Origin of the sequence: Stenotrophomonas pictorum JCM 9942 (genome assembly GCF_001310775.1) — a bacterium.
GTDB lineage: Bacteria > Pseudomonadota > Gammaproteobacteria > Xanthomonadales > Xanthomonadaceae > Stenotrophomonas > Stenotrophomonas pictorum.
On record NZ_BAZI01000700.1, the window covers coordinates 1 to 837 of the forward strand.

An 837-nucleotide genomic window follows, 5' to 3' on the forward strand; every position below is an offset into this window, starting at 1 on the left:
GCGGTACGCGGCGGCAGATGCACACCAGCGTGCCGGCGACCAGATCGCCCAGGCGGCGGCCGTACGGGTCGTACAGGCAGCAGATCAATCCCAGTGCGTAGCCGAACGGGAGCATGTCCACGGTGCGCAGCAGGTTGCGCACGATCGCCGCCATCCAGCCCAGCGGCGCGCCGTCGCGGGCGATCACGCGCAGTCCCACGGCCTTCTTGCCCAGGGTCTGTCCCAGCCAGACCTCGAGGATGATCGGATAGGCCCAGAACATCAGGAACATCAGTCCCAGATACAGGCCCTGGCCCAACCCGCCGAGCAGCGCCAGCAGCGGGCTCATCAGCGTCAGCACGCCAACGCGCACCATCAGATCGATCAGCCAGGCCAGCGCCCGCGGCACCGGCCCGGCGGCGGGCAGCTGCAGGGGCACGCCCTCAGGCGTGATCACTTCGCGGTAGGTATCCAGCATCGCTGGCGCCGGTGTCACGGCACCACCGCGGCGATGTTGAGGTAGGCCCGGCAGCGCGGGAAAGTCCGGTTTCCAGCCCGGACAGGTGCCAGGGGCATGCGGGTCTCGATGGCGTCCTTGATCAGCGGCGACTTTAACCGCGGTCCTGTGGAAAGCCCAGCCCACCGTCGCCTGCAACCACCGCCGGGATCAGCCGGGCATCGAGCGGTACTGGTCCTTGACCTTGACGTAGTGGTCGGCCGAATAGCGCAGGCCTTCGATGTCCTTGTCGCTGAGCTGGCGCATCAGCCGCGCCGGGTTGCCGGCCCACAGCTCGCCGCTGCGCACCACCTTGCCCGGGCCGACCACCGCACCGGCGGCGATGAAGGCGTTTGCCTCGA

1 protein-coding gene and 1 pseudogene are annotated in these 837 nt (G+C 68.9%); both read right to left on the reverse strand.

Annotated elements, in window-relative coordinates; translation table 11 throughout:
• Nucleotides 1-457: RDD family protein (locus JCM9942_RS17140; RefSeq protein WP_172675200.1), on the reverse strand; the 457-nt coding region annotated here is incomplete at its 3' end.
• 189 nt (nt 458-646) lie between these two features.
• Nucleotides 647-837 (reverse strand): annotated as a pseudogene (locus JCM9942_RS17145) (gamma carbonic anhydrase family protein); the annotation flags it as partial.